This is a genomic window from Thalassotalea insulae, from assembly GCF_030161395.1.
Taxonomy (GTDB): Bacteria; Pseudomonadota; Gammaproteobacteria; order Enterobacterales; family Alteromonadaceae; genus Thalassotalea_E; species Thalassotalea_E insulae.
Window position 1 is genome coordinate 4220364 of the sequence record NZ_BSST01000001.1, and the last position, 25121, is coordinate 4245484.

At 38.8% G+C, this 25121-nt stretch carries 22 protein-coding genes and 1 tRNA gene; 15 read left to right on the top strand and 8 right to left on the bottom strand.

The genetic code is table 11. From position 1 onward, the window contains the following. Positions 1-90 precede the first annotated feature (90 nt). From melR to QQK06_RS18945, 7 genes are all read left to right on the top strand, one after another. On the top strand, positions 91-972 hold the full coding sequence (gene melR, locus QQK06_RS18915) for a transcriptional regulator MelR (RefSeq protein ID WP_284246384.1): 882 nt from the start codon (positions 91-93) through the stop codon (positions 970-972). Between the two features lie 118 nt (positions 973-1090). Next, positions 1091-3115 carry a glucosidase family protein gene (locus QQK06_RS18920; RefSeq protein WP_284246386.1) on the top strand — a complete coding sequence of 675 codons (2025 nt, stop codon included), beginning with the start codon at positions 1091-1093 and terminating at the stop codon, positions 3113-3115. 57 nt (positions 3116-3172) lie between these two features. Further along, on the top strand, positions 3173-5191 hold the full coding sequence (locus QQK06_RS18925; RefSeq protein WP_284246387.1) for a glycoside hydrolase family 97 protein: 2019 nt from the start codon (positions 3173-3175) through the stop codon (positions 5189-5191). A 3-nt stretch (positions 5192-5194) separates the two neighbouring features. Continuing rightward, entirely contained in the window at positions 5195-6664 is a 1470-nt protein-coding gene (locus QQK06_RS18930) for a Na+/H+ antiporter NhaC family protein (protein ID WP_284246390.1), read from the top strand. Beyond that, on the top strand, positions 6657-7844 hold the full coding sequence (locus QQK06_RS18935) for a trans-sulfuration enzyme family protein (protein WP_284246391.1): 1188 nt from the start codon (positions 6657-6659) through the stop codon (positions 7842-7844). The genes QQK06_RS18930 and QQK06_RS18935 overlap by 8 nt, the downstream gene beginning before the upstream one ends. 163 nt (positions 7845-8007) lie before the next feature. Next, positions 8008-10215 carry a response regulator gene (locus QQK06_RS18940; protein WP_284246392.1) on the top strand — a complete coding sequence of 736 codons (2208 nt, stop codon included), beginning with the start codon at positions 8008-8010 and terminating at the stop codon, positions 10213-10215. Continuing rightward, entirely contained in the window at positions 10208-11359 is a 1152-nt protein-coding gene (locus tag QQK06_RS18945; protein ID WP_284246393.1) for a sensor histidine kinase, read from the top strand. The genes QQK06_RS18940 and QQK06_RS18945 overlap by 8 nt, the downstream gene beginning before the upstream one ends. Positions 11360-11417: 58 nt before the next feature. On the opposite strand, the gene QQK06_RS18950 is transcribed toward QQK06_RS18945, so the two are convergent. The 4 genes from QQK06_RS18950 to QQK06_RS18965 all read right to left on the bottom strand — a co-directional run bounded on the left by QQK06_RS18950 (position 11418) and on the right by QQK06_RS18965 (position 16016). Next, positions 11418-11508: transfer RNA gene (locus tag QQK06_RS18950), tRNA-Ser, on the bottom strand. 162 nt (positions 11509-11670) lie between these two features. After that, positions 11671-12927 (bottom strand): response regulator, encoded by a 1257-nt coding sequence (locus tag QQK06_RS18955; protein WP_284246394.1) that lies wholly within the window; start codon positions 12925-12927, stop codon positions 11671-11673. Beyond that, on the bottom strand, positions 12920-13264 hold the full coding sequence (locus QQK06_RS18960; protein ID WP_284246395.1) for an Hpt domain-containing protein: 345 nt from the start codon (positions 13262-13264) through the stop codon (positions 12920-12922). The genes QQK06_RS18955 and QQK06_RS18960 overlap by 8 nt, the downstream gene beginning before the upstream one ends. Further along, a complete protein-coding gene (locus QQK06_RS18965) occupies positions 13254-16016 on the bottom strand; it encodes a PAS domain-containing hybrid sensor histidine kinase/response regulator (protein WP_284246397.1) in 2763 nt (920 codons plus the stop codon). Before QQK06_RS18965 ends, QQK06_RS18960 begins: the two co-directional genes overlap by 11 nt. A gap of 126 nt (positions 16017-16142) precedes the next feature. On the opposite strand from QQK06_RS18965, the gene QQK06_RS18970 reads away from it, so the two are divergent. The 6 genes from QQK06_RS18970 (at position 16143) to QQK06_RS18995 (ending at position 19058) form a co-directional block, all read left to right on the top strand. Beyond that, positions 16143-16736 carry a DNA-3-methyladenine glycosylase I gene (locus QQK06_RS18970; protein ID WP_284246398.1) on the top strand — a complete coding sequence of 198 codons (594 nt, stop codon included), beginning with the start codon at positions 16143-16145 and terminating at the stop codon, positions 16734-16736. A gap of 209 nt (positions 16737-16945) precedes the next feature. Continuing rightward, positions 16946-17614 (top strand): Bax inhibitor-1/YccA family protein, encoded by a 669-nt coding sequence (locus QQK06_RS18975; protein ID WP_284246399.1) that lies wholly within the window; start codon positions 16946-16948, stop codon positions 17612-17614. An 83-nt stretch (positions 17615-17697) separates the two neighbouring features. Further along, positions 17698-18063 (top strand): sulfurtransferase complex subunit TusD, encoded by a 366-nt coding sequence (gene tusD / locus QQK06_RS18980; protein WP_284246400.1) that lies wholly within the window; start codon positions 17698-17700, stop codon positions 18061-18063. Then, positions 18060-18425 carry a sulfurtransferase complex subunit TusC gene (tusC, locus tag QQK06_RS18985; protein ID WP_284246401.1) on the top strand — a complete coding sequence of 122 codons (366 nt, stop codon included), beginning with the start codon at positions 18060-18062 and terminating at the stop codon, positions 18423-18425. The genes tusD and tusC overlap by 4 nt, the downstream gene beginning before the upstream one ends. Positions 18426-18435: 10 nt before the next feature. Then, entirely contained in the window at positions 18436-18729 is a 294-nt protein-coding gene (gene tusB, locus QQK06_RS18990) for a sulfurtransferase complex subunit TusB (RefSeq protein WP_284246402.1), read from the top strand. Next, positions 18726-19058, top strand: coding sequence for a TusE/DsrC/DsvC family sulfur relay protein (locus QQK06_RS18995; protein WP_284246403.1), 333 nt, complete (start codon positions 18726-18728; stop codon positions 19056-19058). Before tusB ends, QQK06_RS18995 begins: the two co-directional genes overlap by 4 nt. Before the next feature lie 11 nt (positions 19059-19069). Here the strand turns inward: QQK06_RS18995 and QQK06_RS19000 are convergent, their stop codons facing one another. Beyond that, positions 19070-19270, bottom strand: a complete 201-nt coding sequence (locus tag QQK06_RS19000; protein ID WP_284246404.1) for a cytoplasmic protein — start codon at positions 19268-19270, stop codon at positions 19070-19072. Between the two features lie 134 nt (positions 19271-19404). Further along, positions 19405-20853 carry a glyceraldehyde-3-phosphate dehydrogenase gene (locus tag QQK06_RS19005; protein ID WP_284246405.1) on the bottom strand — a complete coding sequence of 483 codons (1449 nt, stop codon included), beginning with the start codon at positions 20851-20853 and terminating at the stop codon, positions 19405-19407. Positions 20854-21009: 156 nt separating this feature from the next. Here QQK06_RS19005 and QQK06_RS19010 point away from each other — a divergent pair, with 156 nt between their 5' ends. Next, entirely contained in the window at positions 21010-21813 is an 804-nt protein-coding gene (locus QQK06_RS19010) for a DUF2989 domain-containing protein (RefSeq protein ID WP_284246406.1), read from the top strand. 6 nt (positions 21814-21819) lie between these two features. Here QQK06_RS19010 and msrB read toward each other — a convergent pair whose 3' ends face one another. Both msrB and gndA read right to left on the bottom strand, forming a co-directional pair. Continuing rightward, a complete protein-coding gene (gene msrB / locus QQK06_RS19015; protein ID WP_284246407.1) occupies positions 21820-22200 on the bottom strand; it encodes a peptide-methionine (R)-S-oxide reductase MsrB in 381 nt (126 codons plus the stop codon). Positions 22201-22220: 20 nt separating this feature from the next. Then, positions 22221-23744 carry an NADP-dependent phosphogluconate dehydrogenase gene (gene gndA / locus QQK06_RS19020; RefSeq protein ID WP_284246408.1) on the bottom strand — a complete coding sequence of 508 codons (1524 nt, stop codon included), beginning with the start codon at positions 23742-23744 and terminating at the stop codon, positions 22221-22223. 257 nt (positions 23745-24001) lie between these two features. On the opposite strand from gndA, the gene gap reads away from it, so the two are divergent. Next, entirely contained in the window at positions 24002-25006 is a 1005-nt protein-coding gene (gap, locus tag QQK06_RS19025) for a type I glyceraldehyde-3-phosphate dehydrogenase (RefSeq protein WP_284246409.1), read from the top strand. Positions 25007-25121 lie beyond the last annotated feature (115 nt).

Sequence of the window (25121 nt, forward strand, 5' to 3'; positions counted from 1 at the left end):
ATTAAATAGTTCCTGAAAAATAACCTTTATATTGTATGCAATTATTTTTTGCATTACCTTTATTTAACTATCTGTTGTTGAGCGATGATAATGTTAGATTGGATAAACCGAATTAAATTTAATCCTAAAAGCCCATTGACAATTCAGGGACATGAAAACAATTTTGGCTTTCAGCGACATAAGCCTGAAGTGATGGAAAACAGCCATTGGCATGGCCATATCGAGATCAATTACTTATTTAACTGTTCTGCTGATTATTTAATTAATGGGCAGAAAATTAAGATTCCTGAAGGACGCATGATCATCTTCTGGGCATCAATTCCTCACCAAATGACTGCTGCATACGGTGATGGTGAGATGGTTAATATTTATATTCCCCTCTCGGCATTTTTATCTTGGAAACTGCCACAGACGTTTTTAGATCAACTGTTAAATGGAGAAGTATTAGTCGCGAACAGTTTGCACCCAACCGATGAACATTCAACATTAATGTGGCAACAAGACTTAGAACTAGGTCAAGACCCGCTTATGCTACAAGTTATTGATGAAATTCGAAACCGCATCAGGAGGATGTCACTGGAATCATACAGTAGCTTTGAGCTAACCAATTATGACAAACATAGTGAGAATAGATCTCTGGTCAAAGGGTTAACTCATATTCAAGTGATCTTACGTTATATCGCCGATCATTATGATCAAAAAATTACCGTTGATGATGTCGCAAAACATACAGGTTTACACCCAAACTATGCGATGAAGCTATTTAATCAGGTAATGCGTATTTCCATCAAGCAGTACATTAACAAACTAAGGTTGCAACACGCCCAGGCGCTACTTATCGATACCAATCAGGCAGTACTTAACATTGCTCTCGAAGCAGGTTTTGGCTCAATCAGTCGTTTTTACGATATTTTTCAACGTGAATTTAACATGTCACCGCAAAAATTTCGTCAGGAAGCCTTTAATCATTAACAATAAAAGCTATTTTTCAGGAAACTTTTATTCAATATAGGCAAGTGTTTCTGTAGAGCGATATGTTCCAATGATGATTAGCCATTTTATGTTCGACAAACCTTAACGGAGACTTCTAGTGCAAAAAAAACTTAATGCTATTGCGATATTACTAGCCGCAATAACGACACCTGTTGATGCATTCACCGCTAACCATTCATTAAATGATTTAGCGGAGCAACTAAACGATCGTTGGTCAATAGCAAATACCGGGATCCAATGGCAGGTCACAGATAGCCATCAAGACCATATTGAATTTAGTGGTGAACAGGTTTCAGGTATTATTTATTACGGTAGTGATAACGCAGGTAATTTAGTACTTAACCGTAAACTTGTCTGGCCAATGTTACGAACCATTCCTAACGATACCCATGCCAGCTTAATTCATGAATTTCCTTTAGATGCTTCTCCTAGTATTTCGCTAAACGGTGAAACCATTCAGCATGAAAAATTAATACAGGTAAACTTTGATGGCATATTAACGTTAACCAGCCGCATTTCACCTGATATAACTATTGTCAGAACCCTATCTCCTAGCCCAGATAAACCTTTGATCGTAGAACGTATTAGTTTTGAAAATAACGCCCAACAATCGGTAGAGATCACAACTAGTAATTTTAATTATCGTTATGAGACAGATGATAGCAAAAGCGTTTATGGCCGTTATGCTATTGAAGCGCAATCCCAAAGCAGTGGCAGCTTTACTCTAGCAAAAGGTGAGCAAAAGACGATTTACGTCAACTATTTTGCCACCCAAACGGGTCAGAGTCGTCAGTTTAATAGTGCTGAGGAAATTAGAGCGCGTCAGCAATATGTCACACAGTTACAACAAAAGCTTGAATTAAAAACGCCAGATCCCGTCGTTAACAAAATGTTTGAGTTTGCCAAGTTACGGGCAGCAGAAAGTATCTTTCGCACTAAAGGAGGCCTAATGCATGGCCCAGGAGGAGGTCGTTATTATGCTGCGATCTGGGCAAATGATCAGGCCGAATATATCAATCCGTTCTTTCCTTTTTTAGGAAATGATAATGGTAACGAGTCTGCTATCAATAGCTTTAATCACTTTGCCCGCTTTATGAACGACAAATTTGAACCAATTCCATCATCCATTATCGCCGAAGGCGATGATATCTGGAATGGTGCTGGTGATCGGGGGGATTGCGCTATGATAGCTTATGGTGCCAGTCGTTTTGCTCTGGCCTACGGTCACCAAGCACAAGCTAATGCATTGATGCCTCTAATAGATTGGTGTTTAGCTTATAACAAACGTCAATTGTCCAGCCAAGGTGTTATTGGTTCAGACAGTGATGAATTAGAAGGCCGTTTTCCCGCCGGTGATTATAACCTAAGTACCAATATGCTGGCATATGGTGCCTTAGTCAGTGCAAGTTATTTAAATAAACAACTAGGCGATCCAGCAAAAGCTAAACAACTGCATGAACAAGCAACCACGCTGCTGTCAAATATTGAAAAGTACTTTGGCGCAAAAGTGCAAGGATATGACACCTATCGCTATTTTGACGGCAATACTAAATTAAGAGCCTGGATTTCACTGCCGCTAACTATGGGGGTATTTACCCGTAAACAAGGAACGCTTGCTGCCCTACTTTCTTCTCACCTATGGAATGAAAATGGAATTTATAGTGAAGCCGGCAACAAAACATTTTGGGATCGCGCGACTTTGTATTCATTTCGAGGCATTTTTGCCGCACAAGAAACTGACACTGCGATGCGCTACTTCAAATATTATTCTCGTAAGCGATTATTAGGTGAACATGTACCCTACGCGGTTGAAGCTTGGCCAGAAGGCGACCAACGTCACTTATCTGCTGAAAGTGCGCTCTATGCTCGTGTCGTTACTGAAGGTATTTTTGGCATTGAACCGACTGGTTTTAATTCTTTTAAAGCGGCGCCTTATTTACCGAGCGGCTGGAATGAAATGTGTCTTAATAAAATTCAGGCATTTAACGATAATTTTAACCTTTGTGTTAAAAGAAACAGTAACAAGCAAGAAAGCTATACCGTTTCTGTTTATCAACAATCAAATCACCAGCAAACCTTTCAGTGGCAAGGCGAATCACCACTTGAAATCTCACTAAAATAACTTACTGCTGCCAGAGACTATTTTGTCTTTGGCGCTAGTAATAAATAAAGACATGCTATGAACAAATACCTATTTTTTATTTTTTCAGCCGTTAACTATGCTCTGCTGGCGATTGTTTTAAGCGACAACGTACAGGCAAAAACATTTGAGCTTGCGTCACCGGATCAACAAACTCAGCTGCTCATTAAGGTCCCTAAGATACTAACTCAGGAAACGCCTTTAACTTACACAGTTAATTATTACGATCAAAAGATCGCAGACAATGCAAAAGCCTGGTTAACGATAAGACCAGATAACCGTGCGGCAATTAAACGTTATCAGTTGATTACTAGTGATACCCAAACGGTTGATCGCGTCATAACGCCAGTAGTTAAACAAAAAACCGCAAAAATTCATGAACAATTTAATGAGTTATCTCTTGCGTTTAGCCAGCAATTATCTTTGACCTTTAGAGTTTATAATAATGGCATTGCTTATCGCTTTTCATCCTTGCAAAAAACGCCGTTTACCGTATTAAAAGAAGTTGCTAATTTTAACTTTGCCAAGGATGCACAAGTTTTCTTTCCACAAGAGCAAAGCTTTATCTCACACAATGAACGTTTATATCAGCAAACAACACTTAGCGAAATTACCCAGGCACAATTTGCCAGTTTACCATTAATGGTGGCAGCGAATAATGTCAAAGTTGTACTAACCGAAAGCGCTTTGCAAGATTATCCCGGAATGTGGCTAAGCGGCAGTGACACCTATAGCCTCAATGCGAAATTCCCTCATTATGTGGTAAAAAGTAAGTTAAAAGCTAATTCTGACCGCAATGAAGTGATCACTGAACGGGCAGACTTTATTGCTCAATACCCGGAAAGTAAAGTCGTTAAACATTTTCCTTGGCGCATTATGGTTTTGGCAAATAATGATAAAGCGCTGTTAACCAATCAACTGAGCTATTTATTGGCTGAACCTAATCGAATTGTAAACCCAGACTGGATAAAACCGGGAAAAGTTGCCTGGGACTGGTGGAATGCGAATAATATTTATGGCGTTGATTTCATTTCAGGTATTAACACCCAAACCTATAAATACTTCATTGATTTTGCTGCAAAGTACAATATTGAATATATCTTACTGGACGAAGGCTGGTATCAGTTAGGCGATGTATTAAAAGTATCGCCCGATATCGACGTCAAAGAAATTATTCGCTACGGCAAAAGCAAAAATGTTGATGTGATTCTTTGGGTGATATGGGAGACATTGGCGCAAAAATTAACGCGTGCATTAGATACCTATAAAACTTGGGGCGCAGCTGGGATCAAAGTCGATTTTATGCAGCGTGATGACCAAAGCATGGTGCAATATTACTGGCGAGTAGCAGAACAAGCAGCCAAACGTCATCTATTAGTAGATTTCCACGGTTCATATAAACCCGCCGGATTAAGACGTACTTACCCTAATGTGTTAACCCGAGAAGGCTTAAGAGGTTTAGAGCACAATAAATGGGCAGATTATATTACGACTAAACACAATTTAACTTTGCCCTTTATCCGAATGGTTGCCGGGCCGATGGATTATACCCCAGGTGCTATGGTCAATAAACAACCGAAAAATTTCAGTATTGCTTTTAATCGCCCTATGAGCCAAACCACCCGTGCTCATCAAGTTGCCATGTATGTCATCTATGAAAGTCCACTGCAAATGCTCGCTGATAGTCCGTCAAATTATTTAGCGGAAGATCAAACCACTCGCTTTATTAGCGCAATTCCAACGGTATGGGATGATACTAACATACTGTTTGCTAAGATGGCTGAGCATATCGTCAGCGCCAGGCGTTCAGGCAATAACTGGTTTATTGGTGCAATGAATAACGACATTGCTAAAAGTTTTAGCGCAAAGTTATCGTTTTTAAGTGATGGCGAATACCAACTTGTGACGTTTGAAGATGGTGTTAATGCAGATAAGTATGCCAGTGATTATCAGATAAAACGTCGTATCGTTAATCGGGATGACACTATCACAATTAACTTAGCACCAAACGGTGGTTGGGCAGCAAGATTAACTCCAATCAGCAAAGAGCAAAAATAATTCATGGTCAAGGACAAGCGACGCCAGCTTATTGATAGTGTGGTCACCATTAGCATTTTAGTTTTAACTATCGGCTATGGCTTAATTGTCAGGCCTGTTGTTTGGCAACAACCTCAGCTCCCCCTTGAAATTATATTTCTGCTCTCGGCCATTGCTAGCATTAGCTATTTACTTGCCATAGGCCATCAATGGTCACAAATTTTAGAACGTATTACAGCAAAATTAGCTCAAGCTTTGCCAACGTTATTGATTTTGTTTGCCATAGGCCTTTTAATCGCTAGCTGGATGATTGCTGGCACTATCCCTTATTTAGTGTATTACGGATTAACCATTATCTCTGCTGAGCACATCTATTTAGTCGCATTTATAACACCGGTATTTTTTTCATTGTGTACAGGTACTTCTTGGGGCTCGATAGCGACTATAGGTTTAGTATTGATCTCTGTTGCTAATGTCATTAACGCCGACTTAGCAATCACGACTGGTGCTATTGTCGGCGGAGCTTATTTTGGAGATAAACTCTCTCCGCTGTCAGACACTACTAATATCGCTGCAATAGCCGTTAATATCGATGTCTATCAACATATAGAGTCTATGCTGGTGACGACAGTGCCGTCCGCAGTACTTGCTTGTCTGGGGTTTGTTTTACTTGATGTCATTTATCCGGCTAACATTATCAACATCGCTAGCAGCGATTTACGCACGGTAGATATACTGACACAAACTCTTAACGGCATTGAGCAATTATTTAGCCTAAATATCTTATTATTAATACCGCCAGTAATCGTATTAATCGGTGCAATAAGAAAAGTAGCGGCGCTACCGACCTTGATCTTATCTTCTATTGCCGCATGTATCTTAGCGCTAGTATTTCAAGAGGTAACGCTATCAGCGGTTTTTCAAACGCTTTACCAAGGGTTTGACATCAACATGTTGACCAATAGCTCGACGCAATTACCTGATCCGTTAGATGGTCTATTTAATCGCGGCGGGCTATATGCACTTAATACCCCGATCATTATTGTGATCTTAGTGTTTATCTATCTTGGCGCCCTTGATTGTATTAATGCCATTCCAACTGTTATTAATCATGTGCTAGATAAAATATCTTCACAAGCCGCACTCATTTCCACTACTTTGATCGCCTCAGGAGTAGTCAATGCATTAACCTCAAGTCAATACGCCAACAGTTTTGTTGTAGGGGAATCATTTAAGACTAAGTATGACCAATGCAAGCTACCGCGCAAAGTGCTTTCTCGCTCACTTGAAGACACAGGAACCATGATAGAAAGCCTGATCCCGTGGAGTACTACGTCGGTATTTGTCTATGCCTCACTCAACGTTGCGATTCAAGACTACTGGCGCTGGCAATTATTATCATTAATTAATATTGCCATAGCATTTCTCTTTGCCTGGTGCGGTATCGGATATTTTCAACAAACAACTAAAAAGGATGAGTTACCCAATGGATGATACATTTCATAGCGACACACAAATGGTCAGCGATGTTCAGCAAAATACTGACAGCTTCGGTGCTGTTGTGCCTCCAATATACCAAAATTCATTGTTTACCTTTGATTCCTGGCAAGCGATTGAACACGCTTTTGAGGATAAAGTGAATAATCCTATCTATACCCGAGGCACTAACCCTACGGTTCGCATGGCAGAACAAAAGCTGGCGCAACTTGCTCACGGAGAAACAGCTAAGCTATTTGCTTCGGGTATGGCTGCGGTTTCAGCGGCGATGCTCCATTTTTTGAGCGCGGGAGATCACCTGATCACCTTAAAAAATACTTACGGCCCGTCAATAAGCCTGATCAATGATTTTCTAATCGCAAAATTTAATATCGAAGTGAGTTATGTTGACGGCACCGACGTTGAAGATTTTAAAAAGCATATTCGCCCCAACACTAAGTTAATTTATTTAGAAAGCCCTTCTTCTGTGGTCTTTAAATTACAGGATTTAGCTGCCATTGCTAAGCTTGCGAAAAAACATCAAATCGCAACCGCGATGGATAACACCTGGGCAACACCGTTATTTCAAAAACCGTTATCCTTAGGCATAGATTTAGAAATTCATTCCTGTTCAAAATACTTAGGTGGCCATAGCGATATTATTGCCGGAGTATTAATTGGCAGTGAACAACTCTTAAATGCCATACATTTCAGGGAATATGAATTACTGGGCGCAAAAATGGCGCCAATGGAAGCCTGGTTTCTACTTAGGAGTTTAAGAACATTATCATTACGCATGGAAAAACATCAGCAAAATGCGCTAAAGGTTGCCAACTTCCTGCATCAGCATGATGGTATTGAAAAAGTTAACTACCCGGGATTAGTTAGTTTTCCACAATATAAATTAGCTAACAAACAAATGACTGGCTATAGCGGCTTAATGAGTTTTCAATTGAAAACTTGTACCCTCACTCAAGTCAAACTATTTGTTAATTCATTACAACTTTTTCAAATAGGCGTTAGCTGGGGCGGTCATGAAAGCTTAGTCTATGCCCCTGCTATCAGTGGGCTAAAAGAACAATCAGCAGAGCAATTTGAACAAATGGGCATATCTACCAGTGATATTCGAATTTCCGTTGGATTAGAAAATGTCGAAGACCTTATTGCCGATCTCGACAACGCATTGCAAGCCATCTAGATACACTTGATAGGTAAGATTTTGTTACGCGTTACCAATATTTTATTTTTATTACAGTTAACAATGAAAGAAATTAAAGAATTTCTATAAATTTTACAAACACTTGCTAATTTATGCCTATACTAAATAGCAGAATGTAAAAACAAGGTATTGGATTTTTCGATTGAAATCCTTTTCTCGCTTTAGTTTTCGCCGTGGTTATTCAAAATCACTGTTACTTGTCTTCTGCCTGATATTACTGATATCTCTGGCGATGTTTTGGTATGTAAAAAAACTAAATCTTGATTTGGTTCGCTCAACAACCCAAAGCAGTGCAGCACAATACATTAACTTACTGACTGAATTTCGCACCCTATATTCCTCCGAAGTAGTCGCAACAGCAGCTCGTCAAGGACTAGAAATCACTCATGACTATCACGATAAAACGGGTGCTATTCCCCTGCCCGCGACATTAAGCATGCTATTAATAGATAAGCTGAGCGAACATGGCGATCAGGTAAAAGCAAAATTATACAGTGCATACCCTTTTCCATGGCGACAACAAACCGGCGGCCTAAACGGCGAATTTGAACGCCAAGCGTGGCAATCGTTTCAACAAACACCAAAGCAGGCATTTACCCAAATAGAAATGGTTAATGGTGTTTTAAGTTTACGTTATGCTGTCGCTGATGTTATGCGCCCCGCCTGTATCAGCTGTCATAACAGCCATCCAGATACACCGAAAAACGACTGGCAAGTTGGCGATATTCGTGGTGTTTTAGAAGTAATACAGCCGTTAGAACATGGTGTTAGTAAGGTCAACAATATCTTTTGGCAAATGGTAGGGTTAATAAGTGCGCTATTGTTATTTAGTGCCTTAGCGGTGTTGTTTATTTTAAGACAAATGCAACAAAGGCAAAGTCAGCTATCTGACTTAAATATGCAGCTCACCACGGAAATATCGGCGAAACAACAAGCAACCGAACAGCTGCAACTGGCAATGGACGAAGCTATTGCGGCCAATAAATCAAAATCAGCGTTTCTTGCCAACATTTCTCATGAGATCAGAACACCGATGAACGCTATCTTAGGTTATACCCAGATATTACAAAGAGACACTGATTTATCCGGCGATCAACAACATTCATTGTCCGTGATTGAACATTCTGGCGAACATTTACTGGGGATTATTAACGATGTCTTAGATCTATCAAAAATTGAAGCCAATGCCGTCACTTTAAATAAGCAGGTGTTTGATCTGGAATTAATGTTTATCACGCTCAGTGATATGTTCAGACTAAAGGCGCAACAAAAACAACTGGAATGGCAAACCGTTAATAACATTGCCAGTCAAAAACTGTCAGTATTAGGTGATCAAGGCAAACTTAGGCAAGTATTAATTAACCTTATTGGTAATGCGATTAAATTTACCGATAATGGACAAGTTTGCTTTACCCTAACCCCTCAAGCTAATAATTATTTTCATTTTGAAATTGCCGACACTGGCCCAGGAATTGCGCCAGAGTATCAGCAAAAGATCTTTAATGCGTTTAATCAAGGCAATCTTCAAGAAGGACTTGGCGGTACAGGGTTAGGCTTAACCATATCGAAAAAATACCTTTCATTAATGGCTTGTGACCTGCACTTAGAGTCTGAATTAGCACAAGGGGCAAAATTTTATTTTGATATTCAACTTCCCGTGGTTGAGGCTGAACTGGGCGCTAACGACGATTGGCAAGTAAAACAACTAAGAGCGGATCAAAGTAAAAGTATCTTGGTGGTCGATGATATTGAAGTTAACCGTATCATACTGACCCGTATGTTATCGGATGTCGGTTTTACCGTTTATCAAGCTGAGCATGGTCAAACCGCTCTTAACCTGATGTCGCAACATAAAATAGATCTAGTCTTTACCGATATGATGATGCCAGAAATGGCTGGGGATCAATTATTAAAGCAAATTATCACTAATTACCCGGATGTATTAGTAGTAGCCGTTTCAGCATCTAGTATGCATTTTGACGAAGAATATTTTGTCGACCTAGGCTTTAATGGCTTTATTGCAAAACCATTTCATTTTGAAGATGTTTACCAAACACTTAAACAACTGCTTCATATTGAATACGACTATCAAAATAAAGTAGGTTCTTTGCAAGCTAATAGCGATTTAATTCATTTACATGAATTAGCTCAATATTGCCAGCCACAAATGAAAACACTATTGCAATATTGCCAGCTCTATCAAATTACAGAAATTGAGCAATTCTTGACATCTTTAAAGGAGGAAAAACCAGAGCTATCCCCGTTAGTTCAATATTTAAGCGAATTTGTCTATAGTTATGATATGGATGCAATGCTGGAATTTCTACAGAGTGTAATGGACGATGGATGAGCATCAAACACTATTAATCGTTGACGATAATCCAACCAATATAGATTTGTTACGCCGTTATTTAGAGCAACAGGGCTATCGTATTTCTGCAGTCACCAGTGGAGAAACCGCGCTTAAATTAGCAGCCAATTTAAAACCTGATTTAATCTTGTTAGATGTACTCATGCCAGGTATCGATGGTTTTGAAACTTGCAGTCAACTAAAGGCTTCCTCAGCCACTCAAGATATACCCATTATATTTGTTACCGCAAAAGTTGCTCCTGAAGATTTACGTAAAGGTTTTTCTGTCGGCGGAGCTGACTATATTACAAAGCCAGTAGAACGAGAGGTATTACTTGCCAGAGTCGGTCATCAGCTCAGCATTAGTAAAAAGCGCCTACTTGAGCAAGAGTTATTAGAACAGAATCGGGCAATGGCCGCGCTTGGTGAAATGGTCGCCAGTATCACCCATGAAGTATCAACGCCACTCGGTAATTTGAAGCTATCGGTTAGCATGTTGAAAGATAATCTTGAACTAATAGAACAGCACCTCGAACAAGGCAATTTAAAAAAACAAGAATTACTCGATTTTATTCATGAACACAAAAGTATTATTGAGCTCTGTGACAGAAACAGCATTCGAGCGGATCAGTTAATGACAAGTTTTAAAAATATTGCTGTTGGCCAGTGTAATTTAACGCTCGATAAATTCAACTTAAAAACCTTGCTTAACGATATCGTCCTGACCTTGCACCCTAAAATCAAAAGAACAGCCCATCAGGTTAACGTAAACCTAACTGAGCCTATTTACATCTACAGTTACAGTGGCACTATTTCTCAGGTGATCACCAATTTAATTAATAATGCCCTAATGCATGCCTTTAATGAAAATGATCAAGGCGTCGTCGATATAGACGTAACAGAGCAACAAGATAAAATCATTATTAAGGTAACAGATAATGGCATGGGGATCCCAGCGGAGCAGCTGTCAAAAATATTCGATAAATTCTATACCACAAAAGCTAATAAAGGCGGTACTGGCCTCGGGCTTTATATCAGCAGAGGCTTAGTTGAGAATGAACTTAAAGGTGAAATAGCGATAACGTCAACACTTGGTCAGGGCACTAGCATTAGTTTGATCTTGCCAAGCACGTTAAACGATTAAAAATAAAGATTGGAAATAAAAAAGCCGCTGATAATATCAGCGGCTTTTTTACTAAATATGGCGGTGAGATAGAGATTTGAACTCTAGAAGGGCTACAAACCCTTGCCGGTTTTCAAGACCGGTGCTTTCGACCACTCAGCCATCTCACCAGAGGTCATTAAGGCGTTGCCTTAAGACGAGGCGAATATTAAAGTGAACGAAAACGCTTGTAAAGTATTAATTTTTCCTAAATGTACTGTTTGCTAATTTTATAACCACTTTGTTGCCTATTTAGTCAATCAACGGGCTTTTTTTGTGATCGGGTATAAAAATCATGCGACGCAACGAGACACGGCGGCCAAGATTTCTTCCCTAGTTGACGGTTTCATAATATAACCTTTTAAACCGTACGCCGCCCATTTACGGACTATTTCCTTATTCTTGTTACCGGTTAACGCAATCACTGGAATGTCTTTACCACCAGAAACATTTCGAATTTGTTTAGTGGCATTTAAACCATCAAGATTTGGCATAAATAAGTCCATTATGATCAGGTCATAATCGCTATCTTTTATTTTACGTATCGCTTTTAAACCATCACTTACCTCATCAACGGTATATTTTTCTTTGCTAAGCACATTAACTAGCATATCGCGATAAAGTTGATTATCTTCAACAACCAAAATGCGGCCACTATCATTATTTAACACCGCCTTTTTAATCGGATCTTGCAATATGCCTTTTTTACTCGCTTGCGGTTTATTTTCAACCTCATCAGCCTTTTCAGCATTACTTACATTTTGATAGAGCGATTGATGATCTGCTCGTTTAGGTGTTGTCAATTCGACTGATGCTTTCGTATGCTTTTTCTGACTTTGTTGTTGATTAACCAATTGGCTGATCATACTACCTAAGTTAGATTTAATATCATTTTCTAAAGAGTTCAATAATGGTTTTAAATGTTCTTCTGTGATCCCTCTAAGGATCTCTTGGGGAGAAACATCGACATTTTGTTGTGACTGTTCTATTTTTTCAGATACTTGCCTTATCTCTTCACGGCTGTTCTCTATTTGTTGCAACAGTTTGTTTTTGCATTGACTGCTTTCTTCAATTAATTGATTAAACTCTTCATCAACCTGCTCTAACTGTTCTTCCTGAATGCCAGCGTAATCGGCACTGAGCTGAGTATTTTGAAGTGCACTATGCACTATCATTTTTAAGCGGAATCTTTCATATAAAGGTTGATAAACAAAGTAATTGTCAAACAAACCTTTAATACAACACCTAAACGCTAAACCTGATTCTTTGTTATTACATAAAATGATGCTGTTATGTGGATAATTAACAATGCCACTCTCAACCAGTTCACCATAGACTTTGACGCTTTTCTCTACATTATTTAGTGCTATTAGTAACACCCCTGGTTTTGTCATCGCGAGATACTTGGCACTTTTATCGTCAAATAATATGGTACGATATTCTTCAATCTGTTCAGCAATGATATTCGCAGCGCCTGCAATGTTTTCTTCGTTATCCATAAGCATTACAACTTTGGGGTGACGACAAGCAATAGACATAGGTTTAGTCATTATTCACCACCTCCGCATACACTTGTTTAACCGCTTGATGAATTTCAATAATTTGCTGTTTACATTGCATTGAATCTTGATTAATAGCACAGTTTTCCAACTGTTGAAGATGATCTGCCGTAATTTCGGCACCAATAGCGTTAGCTGAGGTTTTCAGGTAGTGCGCTGCTTCACTGATCTCTTTAAAGCGTTCTTGATTAAAATAGGCGGTAATCTCAGCAATTGAATCTTTTGCTTGCTTGAGAAATTCAATTTCAAATTTTCTCGCTGCCACTTGATCATCACCAATAAGGTTAATCATCACCTCTTTGTTCAATACCTGCTTCTTATTGTTCATATTTATACCACTTTTTAAGGACTTCTTTTAAATCCGACATTTGCATTGGCTTACTGACAAAGTCATTCATACCGCTATCAAAACAGTGTTGTTCATCACCAGTCATCGCGGCGCCCGTAATTGCAATGATAGGAATAGGCTTAAGCTGTTTTTGTTTTTCTTGTGCCCGAATACTCTTAGTCATATCGTACCCATCAACCAACGGCATATGACAATCGGTTAAGATTAATTTATAACGTTTGTTTTGCCATTGTGTTATCCCCTCTTCACCATTATTTGCAATGTCGCAGGCGTAACCGATATGCTTCATTTGTTTTTTAATTAATTTCTGGTTAAGAGGATTATCTTCCACTACTAAGATACCGCCTTTTAAATGAGTGCTTTCGGTGCTTGTTTCTTCTAATGATAATGCCAGTTCACTTAAATCCAGATCATCAAGGGTTAAGGTTTGATTACTTAACTTTATTTGCTTGACGGTATCAATTAGCTGTACACGAGTTATTGGACAGACGGGCAACAACTTCACTCCGGGAAGAAATTCACGGAATAAAGCGATTTCATTGCGCTGAATGGCACAGCAGATATTACTGGAGTTTTTCACTTGCTGATAAAGCGAAGCGACTTGTTGTCTAATAGCTTCTTGATAATTGGCAAGAATAATGACTACATCAAATTCATCACTGTGCTCGACGACATGATCAAATTCAACCAACTTCACCGATGCTCCTTCTTCAGCGAGATAAGCTGTCCAATTATAAACTCGCTCTAAATCATCATTGATCATCGATAAAATTGCGACATTGGTCCCGGTTAATGTTTCTACTTCCAATGCAGTCGTTTCTTGTGAGATCCATAGCGGCAAATTAATGGTAAATGTTGTCCCTTCACCCAATTTACTTTTTAATGAAATCTCCCCGCCCATCATTTCCGTTAATTTACCGCAAATATTTAACCCTAACCCCGTACCACCGTATTTTCGAGTGGTAGAGCGCTCAGCCTGAGTAAAAGGCGAAAACAACTTTTGCTGAACATCTTTTGCGATGCCTATACCGTTGTCAGAGATTACAAAACTGATATGGCTTAGTAGTTGATTACTTTCTTCAACCCTAGCAATTAATTTGATCACGCCTTTGTCGTGTGATTTACCACCTGTAAATTTAATGGCATTGCCGAGAATATTAAACAAGATTTGTCTCACTCGGGTAGCATCGCCTTTAACAAATCGTGGGATCTGCGGATCTTCTATCACTACCAATTGCACATTTTGCTTTGATAGCACTGGAATAAATACTTTAACGATATTGTCGATAACTTCAGATACAGAAAACGCAGACTCTTCCAGTTCTAATTTACCTGCCTCAATTTTGTTAATATCTAAAATGTCATTAAGTATAAAAACTAGGTTATTAGCTGACGTTTTTGCGGTATCTAACAAATCGAGTGATTCAACACTCAGCTCTGTTGTTGATAACAAGTCTAACGAACCTATGACGGCATTCATTGGTGTTCTTAGTTCGTGGCTCATCATTGAAAGAAAATCCGTTTTCGTCTGACTAGCTTGTTCAGCCTGTTCTTTTGCTTTCTCTAATAAGCGAGTACGACTTAACACCCGCTGTTCTAATTGGTTATTTAACAGTTCTAGCTCATGCTGTACTTTATAAATAAGCGTCTGGTCAATACAGATACCATCGATACGATAACTGTTACCATTAAAGTTTTTACTAACCTTACCTTTTCCTAAAATATATTTAAGTTCGCCATTAGCTAAAATTACCCGGTAATGTTCATTAAAAAATTCACCCGTTTTTAACGAGTTTTCAATTGCGGCGATAATGCGTGGTGAGTCTTCCGGGTGCAATAAGCTGAGTAATTTATTTATCTTGCCTATGTCTTCTTTATTGAGCATAAACATCTGATTGGCCAATTCATCCCAGCGCCAACGCCAACGTTTACCATCAATACACTCAGCTCGCCAAGTGCCAATATTCCCCGCTTTCATGGCAATATCTTTACTTTCAACGGTGTCGTTTAACTTGGCGATGGTTTTTTTTATCTCGGTACAATCTGTTAACGAACCCATGATGATCCGCGCTCGATTTTGATCTTGAATCGCTTCTCCTTTTAGTTGAAACCAGTGAACTTTGCCATTTTTAACTATCCTAAATTCAAACGACAATAAAATATTGAATTGAATATGGTTATTAAGAAAAGCATCAAACACACCTTTGTCTTCACTAAACACTAAACTCCTAAATTCTTGCCAGGTTAAGAGATGATCACGGGGAACCATCACCAACTCTTTGAACCTTCCTGAGAATTCTGCTTGTTGACTACCTAAGTCGTATTCCCATAGTCCGGTAGATGTTCGGTCAATACTGTGCTCTATTTTATGTAATGCCTGCTTTTTTAAATTGTACTGACGATACCAATAAGGTGACTTTTCTACTAAAACAGTAAGTAAGCTGTTATTTTGCGGTTGCGGCCTAATGCTAAGCTGTACATCACATTTATCCACTAAGCTTTTTTGATATAACGCTATACATGTAATTTCGCCGCCACTTCTTACCAGCTCGGTAAAATCCAGCTGCTCATTAGTAAATTGAAAAAGTGTATTGATGTTAACGTTAGTACTAACATCAAACTGAAACATACTAGTAAACGCAGCATTCGTTGCAACGATTTGCCCCTGAGTCGTAATTTCTATTAATGGAAATGGGATAGCATCAAGGTTATTAATTTCCTGTTCGAGCATACCTGCAACCCTAAATAAAAGTGAGTGTCCATATAGTCCTATAATAAGAGTAGCAGTTATTAATAATTGTACTAATTTCAATGGCAAAGTAAGATAATATCTATCGCAATATACCTCAAAAACAATATGACAACGGAACAACCAACAAGATGCCCTTGGTTAGATACCAGTAAACCAGACTATGTTAAATATCATGATGAAGAATGGGGCGTTCCTGTTCGTGATGATAAGAAAATGTTTGAATTTATCATCTTAGAATCAGCCCAGGCCGGGCTCAGTTGGTACACTATTTTAAAAAGACGAGCTGGCTATAAAAAAGCTTTTGCTGATTTTGATGTTCATACCGTAGCAACTTTCGATGAAAATAAAGTTGAGCAGTTAATGCAGGACGCGTCAATCATCCGCAATAGAGCCAAAATTAAAGCGGCAATTAGCAACGCTAAAATTTTTATCACCATCCAAGAAGAATTTGGCAGCTTTTGTAACTACTTATGGCGTTATGTTAACAATACTCCGATTGAAAACAATATCCGAACATTAGCGGATTACCCAGCGACATCTCCCTTGTCTGACGCTATTAGTGCAGATTTAAAAAAACGGGGATTTAAGTTCTTTGGCTCTACTATTTGCTATGCCCACCTGCAGGCATGTGGCTTAATTAACGATCATAGCGAGTCCTGCTTTAGAAAGTCAGAAGTCACGAATGCACAAAATAGTTAGTGCTTTGTTATATAAATTAAATTTCCACTATATTTTGTAACAAAATAGTGTCATTACTATCAAGGATAAAATTTAAATAAGGCATAGTAATTTACAAATCTTATGTCATAATATGTCATAAGATTTGCTGGTTAAAATTGATCTTTACTTGAACTTATCAATTTTGCCCTTATCTTAAAAATATAATTACAGTTCTTAGAGGAATGTTTATGCAATCAAATATGGGTTTTCAAACGGCGAGTCGCGGCTCTGCTATTGAAATCAATAAAGTGTTAAAAAACACTTACATGCTATTATCAATGACATTAGCGTTTAGCGCAGTAACTGCCGGTATTTCAATGGCAATGGGCTTGTCTCATTTGGCGGCTCTAGTAATGACACTTGTTGCTTTCGGCTTATTATTTGTGGTCAATAAACAAGCTGATAAAGCTAATGGTATCTTCTGGATTTTTGCCTTCACTGGCTTAATGGGCGCATCTTTAGGGCCAATGCTTAACTATTATGCGGCATTACCTAATGGTGGTTCACTTATCATGCAAGCTTTAGGCGGCACTGCATTAATCTTTTTCGCCTTATCAGGATATGCCCTAACCAGTAAAAAAGACTTCTCTTTTATGGGGGGCTTTTTAATGGTAGGTCTGATTGTCGTGATCATTGCAGCTATTGCGAATATTTTCTTTGCTATCCCAGCAGTATCATTGGCCTTAAGCGCAGCAATCATTATGATCATGTCGGGTTTAATTTTGTTTGATACTAGCCGTATCATTCACGGTGGCGAACGCAACTATATTCGCGCAACCGTTGCTTTATACTTAAATATTTATAATATTTTTACCAGCCTATTACATTTATTAGGGGCTTTTGGCTCTGATGATTAATCTCTGGTAAAATTTAACGTATAATAAAAAGCCTCTAAAATAGAGGCTTTTTTTTCAACTAAATAAACAACTAAGGCACTAGCGTGAAAAGTTTGGCTGTTATTATTACTACCGCCCCAAACAATCATTTAACTGAAACTGCGTTCCAATTTATCTCACAATCAGTCGATCAGGGAATGAATGTTATTGGCGTGTTCTTTTACCAAGTAGGCGTACTAAATGCCAGTGAACATCTAGTGATACCTAGTGATGAATCCCCTTTACTTCCCCGGTGGCAAGAGCTTTCGCAAACAACAAACATCCCGTTATACCTATGTAGCACGGCAGCTGAAAAACATGGTTTATTAAGCGAAAGCAACCTTGAACTTAGCCATCAGGCATTTACCATGGCAGGTTTAGGTGAGTTGGTTGAACTTCATAGTAAAGCAGATCGTGTGGTGCAATTATGATAACGACTAAATCAATCGCGATTTTAAATACTTGCGCCCCTTTTTGTGCTCCTGATGCTAAAGATGCATTAGATATTGCTATGATCATGGGAAGTTATGAGCAAGAAACTCACTTATTCTTTAAAGGTGATGGAGTTTGGCAACTGGTAGCGCAACAACAACCTGCACAGATTAATGTAAAAGATTTTTTAAAGACTTTCGCCGCATTTGAATTTTATGATTTAGAACATCTGTATGTCTGCGAGCAAAGTTTAATAGAAAGAGGTATCAGCGCAAATTTCCATATTGATGGTGTAAAAGTACTCGCTGCTGAGCCGTTTGCTGAAGCGTTAAAACAACACGCGACGATATTAACTTTCTAGGATTATTTTTATGGAAAACACCAGTATTCACCTACTAAGAAGTTCTCCCTTTGCTGTCCAGCAAGCGAGTTTAATGTTAACGTTGTTAACCCCTGATGATGCAATTGTTTTACTCGATGATGGCTGTTACCTTAATAACCATCAATTATTAGCAGATATTCTCGCAGTGACCTCAAACGTCTATGCAATAACACCTCATATGACAGCAAGAGCATTAATAGCCCACGCTTCGATAAAAAAGATTCATTTAGCTCAATTAACAGAGCTAATTTTTACCTATTCTAATTCGGTAACCTGGCAATGAGTTTAGTGTTTAATCAACAAGAAATAGCAACAGATACCCAAGGCTATTTAATCGACCATACTCAATGGTCTGAGCCATTAGCGCAAGTTATTGCTATGCAGGATGATTTAGTACTAACTGAGCAGCATTGGGAAGTGATACGTTTCGTCCGTCAGTTTTATATAACTTATAATACTTCACCCGCTATACGGGCACTGACTAAAGCAATGAAAGCAGAATTTGGTGCGGAAAAAGCAAGCAGCCGCTATTTATATCGACTATTTCCAGAGGGACCAGCTAAACAAGCAACTAAATATGCTGGCTTGCCAAAGCCAGCTCGTTGTATTTAGCCTATATAAAACTACACTTTAATATTGATATTATGTCCGCTATTGCCAACCGCAGGCATCGCAGCACCTTCTGGACTTGCTGACTCTATTAGCTTGAGCGCCATTTGCCCTTCAATTTCTTGTTGGCTTTGTGCTTTTTTCGCGGTCAATATTGCGTGAGCTGATTCAGTATTGGTTTGAACGCTATCTGTAGAACCTATGGTTATAGACATAAAACCTCTCTTAATGATTGATAAAAGTACAACGTTTTTTCATCACACCTTTTACAGTATCGACCATAACAGAGAAAACTTAATAAAAAAAGGTGCATTTAAGCACCTTTTTTTCTTTGCATATCGACGAGTTTTTAGCTTTGTGGCAAAGTAGGGATTGTGATCCCTGCCATTTCCAACATCACTCGTACCACCTGACAGCTATAGCCAAACTCGTTGTCATACCAGACATAAAGTACAGCTCTATCGCCGTCAACAATAGTTGCTTGTGAATCAACCACACCCGCATAACGAGAACCAACTAAGTCAGTTGAAACAATTTCAGTCGATGCTGTGTAATCAACCTGGTTTTGTAACTTAGAGTTTAACGAGATATTACGTAAATAATCATTTAACGCTTCTTTCGACGTTTCTTGCTTAAGATTCAGGTTCATAATAGCCATCGATACATTTGGCGTAGGTACACGAATAGCGTTACCTGTTAATAAACCTTTTAACTCTGGTAATGCTTTAGCTACGGCTTTTGCTGCACCGGTCGTACTGATCACCATATTTAGTGGTGCACTGCGGCCGCGACGTGGTGCTTTATGATAATTATCGATCAGGTTTTGGTCATTGGTATATGAATGGACCGTTTCTACATGGCCATTTCTGATACCAAAGTGATCATTTAATGCTTTTAACACAGGGGTGATAGCATTAGTTGTACAGCTAGCTGCAGATATGATTTTATCTTCCGCTAAAATCATATCTTCGTTTACGCCGTAAACGATGTTTTTAATATCGCCTTTTGCTGGCGCCGTTAATAGTACTTTAGCCACACCAGTAGACTGTAAGTGTTGCCCTAAGCCCTCTTCATCACTCCAAATACCAGTATTATCAACAACTAGCGCATTATTAATACCGTAGGAAGTATAATCAATTTCTGATGGTGAATTAGCATAAATTACTTTAATAAATGCACCATTTGCTTTGATAACGTTATTTTCTTCATCAATAGTGATACTACCGTTAAACGCACCATGAACAGAGTCACGACGCAATAAACTAGCGCGTTTGGCTAAATCACCATCTTTTCCTGGGCGAATAACAATCGCACGTAAGTTGAGTTTAGAACTCGGTCCAGCACGCTCTATTAATAAACGAGCTAATAAACGACCAATACGGCCAAAACCGTATAACACTACGTCTTTTGCTGGCTCTTGGTCAGCATTTTTACAGATGTCAGTTAATTCTTTTTCTAAATATTGTTCAATCGAAAAACCGTTAGCACCACCTTGAAACAAATAACGATACGCTAACTTACCTACATCAATACGTGCCGGCGCTAATTCCATTTTGCTTAACGCTTCGATAAAAGGAAAGCTTTCACGTAAACGAAGCTTACTTTCTTCATGTAATGCGACAGACTTATGGGCTTTGATAATGTCGATAGCAGAAGCATTCACTAATGGGCGTCCATAAACAGAAACTTCAATACCTTTGTTTCTAAATAGCTGCCCAATAATAGGCTGCATATTTTCAGCAAATGTTTGACGTTCTTGCCAGCTAGTTTGATATTGTTCCTCAAGATGAGAAGTCATTGCGTAAACCTTTTATTTCAGTCAATTGAACCATGTACTAATATTCATTATAGTGATTAATATTAGTAACGAAATGCGGGGCGTATTGTAATTGAACATGAAATGTTTCGCTATAGGTTACACCGACTTTCTTAATATATTTTTTTGAGCACATTGATGAAAATTAGCTATTTTTTACTATTAACCGCGCTGACCTCGCTTTTGGGCTGTGATTCAGCTCCTAATTATGTTCAATTATGCCAGCAGCACCCTCAAATATGTGAAGAGTTCCATGAGGATTCCTGGTGCAAAAAAGAGCGTATCGAAGTTGGCATGGCAAATATTGCAGCTAAAACTGCTCCACAAGACATTCATAAGTTCCATCAATTAATTGCCTATGAAAATTATAATAAATGCGTCACCCATGCCTCTAATATTGAGCATGTAAAATTAAAAGAGAAAAAAACCCGACGCATTGAAAATATGATGAAAGCGCGTAATCGGCTTGAAGAAATTGCTGAGCAAACAAGAAGCTCAGAGCATCCAAGGTTATTATATTATCACTGGACCCGGTTTCTTGATAAACAGGCACTAGCTAAATTTTTAGCCATGGAAGGCACTCAAGCACTGGAAACTCCTGAATCTCAGTATGAGCTGGCGACCTATTATACTAAGACGGACCAACAAAAAACCTTACAACTATTATTTCATGCTCTGGAATTATTTAACCCTGAGAGCAAAGTAAATAACGAAATATTTAAAACCTTGTCTAGTATTTTTGCAGAAAAACAACAGGTAAAACAGGCCTATATCTGGCTAAGAATTCTCCAACTTTACGATCCAGCAGATAAAGACATTAAACCTGGAACTTTTAAAAACTACTTAGACGTATACCAATTGGACGGTGAATTTCTCGATCTGGTGGCAGAATCAACGTTAGCGAAAATTACCAATAAGACTTTTGTGCCGCCAAAGTTTTAATTCACGTTATTCTGCTTCAGGGCGAAATATCAAACTCAGAGAATTAACGCAATAACGCTTGCCAGTCGGTTGAGGTCCATCATCAAAGACATGGCCAAGATGCGACTGGCAATGTCGGCATTGAATTTCCGTTCTGATCATTCGATGAGAATTATCCGGTAAATAGCTGACCTGTTCTTTAAGACAATCATTAAAACTAGGCCAGCCACATCCAGCATCAAATTTCGCACTGGAAAGAAACAAAGCTTGTTCACAGCAGGCACAATGATAAACACCAACAAGCCAATGATCATTATATTTGCCGGTAAACGGACGTTCCGTCGCTGCTAACCGACAAACCTGATAAGCTTCAGGTGACAACTTATCTTTATATTGTTCATCACTCATGCACTTTGCTGCCTTTGCTATTATATTTCGACGATATTTCTTTCAGTCGTTGACCATTCTACATGATACTTCTTGCCTTTGGCCTTATCATTACGCTCAAAAGTATGGGCACCAAAATAGTCACGCTGTCCTTGTAAAAGGTTAGCAGGTAACACTGAACTGCGCATTGAATCATAATAAGATAACGAAGATGACAATGCGCCAACCGGGATCCCCATTAACGTAATTTCAGCAATCGCTTTACGCCATGACGCCTGATATTTACTTAATTGCTGGGCAAAAAATTCGTCAAGAATTAAATTTTCCAACTCTTCATTACGCTCAAATGCTTCAGTGATCGATTGCAGAAATACCGCACGAATAATACAACCGGCACGCCAGATCTTAGCTATGCTCGCAAATTCTAACTTCCAACCATGCTCTTGTTCTGCTTGCTTCATTAATTGAAAACCCTGAGCATAAGCACAAATTTTTGCACAATATATTGCATCGTGCAGATGATTGATCAGCTGTTGTTGTTCATCACTGTTATAACTTCTAGCATCAGGCGCAGTTAGCAAATGACTTGCTTGCTCTCTTAATGTTTTAAATGATGACATTGAGCGTGCATAAACAGCCTGAGCAATGGTCGGTGCTGGCGCACCAACTTCTAAACTACTAACTGCCGTCCACAAGCCGGTGCCCTTTTGCCCTGCTTTATCAAGGATCAAATCAACAAGCGGTGTATCATCTGACGCTTTATGGCGTAGCACTTCCACCGAAATTTCCATTAAATAGCTATCTAATGGTCCTTGATTCCATTGCTCAAAAATATCAGCAATTTCATCAGTGCTTAACGATAAGCCTTCCCTTAACACATGGTAAGCTTCACAAATGATTTGCATATCCGCATATTCAATACCGTTATGCACCATTTTTACATAGTGACCCGCTCCGGCAGGACCAATATAAGCAGTACATGGATCACCAGTATTAACTACCTGCCCTGGTTGGTTACGCTCAATAGGTTTACCCGTTTCACTATCAACTTTTGCCGCAATCGCTTCCCAAATTGGCTTAATCCGTGTCCACGCATAAGGTGAACCACTTGGCATTAATGACGGACCAAAGCGTGCCCCCTCTTCACCACCCGACACGGCAGACGAAAATAAAATAAAATTATTCTTATACTTTTCTTCCCGTGCCACAGTATCAACCCAAAGGCTGTTACCTGTATCTATTACGATGTCATCAGGCTGAATACCCGCCCCAATTAAACTTGCTGAAACCTGATCAACCGGTTCACCTGCTGGTACGGAAAGGACAATTAAATGTGGCGCTTTTAGTTTTGACAGTAACTCTGTATAGGAAGAACAACCTACAACTCGATTACCACCGGCCTGATTTTCTAGTCGATCCTGAGCGATAGCATCGACTACTTTTCCATTATCTAAATCGAAAGCGGCAATAGTAAAGCCGTTATCAGCTAAGTTTAATACTAAGTTTTTGCCCATTACTCCAAGGCCAATAAAACCAATATCACAAAGTTGTTGTTCTTGCGTCATGCGTCATCCAAAAGATAGCTATATTAAAGTTAGAATTATAATTTTTATCTGGCGGCTATTTTAACACGCCATAGATTGATGTTCCCAATAAAATATCAGTATATTCATCAGACATTTATTATATGTAATATTTTTAAATATCGCTGTAATTATAACAATTATTTTTGTATTTTAATTTATTTTTCACTAAGTTTTTCTTGTAATTTTCACAAAATGATGTAATTTTACTACATTATTGTTTTAAAGGGTTTCTCATCATGACAATCAAGTTAGGTATCAATGGTTTTGGCCGTATCGGTCGTTTTGTATTTAGAGCTGCAGCACAGCGTAACGATATTGAAGTTGTTGGCATTAACGATTTAATCGATGTCGATTATATGGCTTATATGTTGAAATATGATTCAACTCATGGTCGTTTTGACGGCACAGTTGAAGTAGTTGACGGCCAACTTATTGTTAATGGCAATACAGTACGCGTAACGGCAGAAAGAAACCCTGCTGAGCTTAAATGGGATGAGATTGATGTTGATATTGTTGTTGAATCAACAGGCCTGTTTTTAACCGATGAAATGGCGCGTAAACATATAGAAGCGGGTGCGAAGAAAGTTGTGATGTCTGCACCATCGAAAGATGATACGCCAATGTTTGTTATCGGTGTCAATCAGGACAAATATCAAGGGCAAGCAATTGTCTCTAATGCATCTTGTACCACTAACTGTTTAGCACCAATTGCAAAAGTATTAAATGATAACTGGGGTATTACTGATGGTTTAATGACCACAGTACATGCTACCACAGCTACTCAAAAGACAGTTGATGGCCCGTCGGCCAAAGACTGGCGCGGTGGACGCGGCGCAGGTCAAAACATTATCCCTTCATCTACTGGTGCAGCAAAAGCCGTTGGTAAAGTTATTCCTGAGTTAAACGGAAAATTGACCGGTATGTCATTTCGCGTCCCGACACCAAATGTTTCAGTAGTAGATTTAACGGTTAATCTGGCCAAATCAGCTAGCTATCAAGAAATTTGTGATGCAATGAAAGCGGCAGCTCAAAATGAATTAAATGGTGTATTGGGATATACCGAAGATCAAGTAGTTTCTAATGACTTTATCGGTGAAACATGCACTTCGGTATTTGACGCGGGCGCAGGTATTGCGTTAACTGACAAGTTCGTCAAAGTGGTTTCTTGGTACGATAATGAAATCGGTTATTCTAACAAGGTGCTTGATTTAGCAGCCTTTATTTATAACTACGATCATTAATTTATTCACTTAAACCTGATTAAATTTAATGAGATAAAAACGCTAAGTACCATACTTAGCGTTTTTTTATGATTAATGACTCAGTTTCATTAACAATATTCACCCGTAATTTTCA

What these genes read in the sequence shown, in the direction of transcription:
- melR (WP_284246384.1), top strand. Translation starts at nt 91, where the DNA reads ATGTTAGATTGGATAAACCGAATTAAATTTAATCCTAAAAGCCCATTG.
- QQK06_RS18925 (WP_284246387.1), top strand. Translation starts at nt 3,173, where the DNA reads ATGAACAAATACCTATTTTTTATTTTTTCAGCCGTTAACTATGCTCTG.
- QQK06_RS18930 (WP_284246390.1), top strand. Translation starts at nt 5,195, where the DNA reads ATGGTCAAGGACAAGCGACGCCAGCTTATTGATAGTGTGGTCACCATT.
- QQK06_RS18935 (WP_284246391.1), top strand. Translation starts at nt 6,657, where the DNA reads ATGGATGATACATTTCATAGCGACACACAAATGGTCAGCGATGTTCAG.
- QQK06_RS18945 (WP_284246393.1), top strand. Translation starts at nt 10,208, where the DNA reads ATGGATGAGCATCAAACACTATTAATCGTTGACGATAATCCAACCAAT.
- QQK06_RS18955 (WP_284246394.1), bottom strand. Translation starts at nt 12,927, where the DNA reads ATGACTAAACCTATGTCTATTGCTTGTCGTCACCCCAAAGTTGTAATG.
- QQK06_RS18960 (WP_284246395.1), bottom strand. Translation starts at nt 13,264, where the DNA reads ATGAACAATAAGAAGCAGGTATTGAACAAAGAGGTGATGATTAACCTT.
- QQK06_RS18965 (WP_284246397.1), bottom strand. Translation starts at nt 16,016, where the DNA reads ATGCTCGAACAGGAAATTAATAACCTTGATGCTATCCCATTTCCATTA.
- QQK06_RS18970 (WP_284246398.1), top strand. Translation starts at nt 16,143, where the DNA reads ATGACAACGGAACAACCAACAAGATGCCCTTGGTTAGATACCAGTAAA.
- QQK06_RS18975 (WP_284246399.1), top strand. Translation starts at nt 16,946, where the DNA reads ATGCAATCAAATATGGGTTTTCAAACGGCGAGTCGCGGCTCTGCTATT.
- tusC (WP_284246401.1), top strand. Translation starts at nt 18,060, where the DNA reads ATGATAACGACTAAATCAATCGCGATTTTAAATACTTGCGCCCCTTTT.
- tusB (WP_284246402.1), top strand. Translation starts at nt 18,436, where the DNA reads ATGGAAAACACCAGTATTCACCTACTAAGAAGTTCTCCCTTTGCTGTC.
- QQK06_RS18995 (WP_284246403.1), top strand. Translation starts at nt 18,726, where the DNA reads ATGAGTTTAGTGTTTAATCAACAAGAAATAGCAACAGATACCCAAGGC.
- QQK06_RS19000 (WP_284246404.1), bottom strand. Translation starts at nt 19,270, where the DNA reads ATGTCTATAACCATAGGTTCTACAGATAGCGTTCAAACCAATACTGAA.
- QQK06_RS19005 (WP_284246405.1), bottom strand. Translation starts at nt 20,853, where the DNA reads ATGACTTCTCATCTTGAGGAACAATATCAAACTAGCTGGCAAGAACGT.
- QQK06_RS19010 (WP_284246406.1), top strand. Translation starts at nt 21,010, where the DNA reads ATGAAAATTAGCTATTTTTTACTATTAACCGCGCTGACCTCGCTTTTG.
- msrB (WP_284246407.1), bottom strand. Translation starts at nt 22,200, where the DNA reads ATGAGTGATGAACAATATAAAGATAAGTTGTCACCTGAAGCTTATCAG.
- gndA (WP_284246408.1), bottom strand. Translation starts at nt 23,744, where the DNA reads ATGACGCAAGAACAACAACTTTGTGATATTGGTTTTATTGGCCTTGGA.
- gap (WP_284246409.1), top strand. Translation starts at nt 24,002, where the DNA reads ATGACAATCAAGTTAGGTATCAATGGTTTTGGCCGTATCGGTCGTTTT.